The sequence below is a fragment of the Vibrio sp. 03_296 genome (assembly GCF_002265885.1).
Map to the genome: position 1 here is coordinate 1 of NZ_NPKW01000018.1, position 1,291 is coordinate 1,291.

The window sequence follows — 1,291 nt, forward strand, 5'->3', positions numbered from 1 at the left end:
TTCTTAGATATCCGACGATTTGGTCAGGGCTCCAATCCAGTCGTAGCAAGGCCTCAGGTAACCTAAAGTCGCTTTTGCTGTAGCGCTTGTTTCTGCGCGAGCGGCTCAGCCGGTTACGAGCCATTTGCTGTGCCCGCCGTGGTTGATAAGAGTACCTATCGAAGAACTTGTTGTAACGACAATTGCGTTCAATTTCTCGATAGATAGTGGCTTTATGGCGCCCCAGTTGTTTAGCTATTTTAGCGGTACTAATTCCTTGCTTTCTTAGCGCAGAAATCATATACCTTTCGTTCTCAGTGAGGTGTGTGTATTTCATGTTTTTTACTTCTTGGCGGGAGCAAAGTTCATGATTATCGCACCTTACTGTTTTTATGTTCAGAGGTGTCGCACTTCGTACTTGAATCCAAGAGACATAACAAAGCATTTAAGAGTGATTCGCAACGCTTGGCAGTTTCGCTTCGCTCAAGTATAGCCAAGCGCCACTCACACCTTAATGCGGCGTTAGGCGCTATTCACTTTAGGATTAGGGATGAACGTAGAATTTAAAGTGATCAATTTGGCGCAAGATTATGATTTTTGCGTAGCTGCTCGAAAGGATGCTTACTATTGCACTTTCGAGACCTTTTCGGGTTTTGATGATTTCATAGCAGGTTATCGAGAACGAGTTCAAGAAAGGCAATCTGGAGCAGGTTGGTTTTACATCCATATCTGGTTGGATGGAAAATTGGTAGGGCAGTTAGAGTTTCGTTCTTTTTCACCCGAGCCAGAGACCGGTTATGTTCATTTAGTTTACTTGTTGCCTGAAGTTCGCGGTTCTGGTTTGAGCCAGCAAGTTCAGGTCTACCTCGAATCAGAATTAGCACGAGCTGGCTGTAATCGTGCTGTGCTTTCCGTGAGTAGAACGAACGCAAGGGCGTTAAGGTTCTATAAGCGTAATGGTTGGGTATATTGTCGCCCTAATCCGAAGCATGATGAAACCGATTTTTACCAATTGCAGCTGCGCGCCTAACAAAGCGAGTATGGCGTCAATAGTTAATTTTTCGCCATATTTTCATTCCACATAGTTCCGTCTCTTAGCATTGAATTCAGGATCACAACCATCTTTCTAACACAGGCAATGATGGCTACTTTTTTGGGTTTTCCTGCTTCCAGTAATCGCTGATATGTGGTCTTAAAAACAGGGTTAGATTGCATTGCAGACATCATCGCCATATACAGGACTGTACGCACCTGAGCGCGCCCACCTTGGATAATTCGTTTGCCTTTATAGCGGCCACTTTCTCTATTCATG

At 44.4% G+C, this 1,291-nt stretch carries 3 protein-coding genes; 1 reads left to right on the forward strand and 2 read right to left on the reverse strand.

The window, feature by feature from the left end; genetic code table 11:
* Window positions 1–316, reverse strand: a 316-nt coding sequence (locus CIK04_RS01595) for a helix-turn-helix domain-containing protein (protein WP_142994977.1), incomplete at its 3' end; no start/stop codon positions are given.
* Between the two features lie 213 nt (window positions 317–529).
* On the opposite strand from CIK04_RS01595, the gene CIK04_RS01600 reads away from it, so the two are divergent.
* The gene (locus tag CIK04_RS01600; protein ID WP_128824575.1) at window positions 530–1,009 is read left to right on the forward strand and encodes a GNAT family N-acetyltransferase; all 480 of its coding nucleotides are present in this window, start codon (window positions 530–532) and stop codon (window positions 1,007–1,009) included.
* 23 nt (window positions 1,010–1,032) lie between these two features.
* Here the strand turns inward: CIK04_RS01600 and CIK04_RS01605 are convergent.
* The coding region (locus CIK04_RS01605; protein ID WP_142994978.1) for a transposase at window positions 1,033–1,291 on the reverse strand (259 nt) is incomplete at its 5' end.

What these genes read in the sequence shown, in the direction of transcription:
- CIK04_RS01600 (WP_128824575.1), top strand. Translation starts at nt 530, where the DNA reads ATGAACGTAGAATTTAAAGTGATCAATTTGGCGCAAGATTATGATTTT.